Source organism: Pseudomonas sp. PNPG3, from assembly GCF_023093815.1.
GTDB lineage: Bacteria > Pseudomonadota > Gammaproteobacteria > Pseudomonadales > Pseudomonadaceae > Aquipseudomonas > Aquipseudomonas asiatica.
On the sequence record NZ_JALLKV010000359.1, the window covers coordinates 1 to 225 of the forward strand.

The window sequence follows — 225 nt, forward strand, 5'->3', positions numbered from 1 at the left end:
CAGCCGCGGCATGAGGTAGTCGCGCAGCGAGAGGCCGGTGCGCGCGGCGATCGCGCGGCCGACGAGGAAGGTACTGCCGTTGGAGTACTCGTACCGCGCCCCGGGCTCGGCGACGAGGTCGGTGCGCAGGAAGCGGCCGGCGAGGTCGGGGTCCTCGCGCTCGTCGTCGGCGAAGCCGGTGACCGGGGAGCCGGAGGTCATCGTCAGCAGGTGGCGCAGGGTGAT

The 225-nt window shown here is 73.3% G+C and carries 1 protein-coding gene; it reads right to left on the reverse strand.

Translation table 11 applies throughout. From position 1 onward, the window contains the following. Positions 1-225 (reverse strand): serine hydrolase domain-containing protein (locus MJ643_RS31325; RefSeq protein WP_247727406.1); only part of this gene is annotated, 225 nt, incomplete at both ends.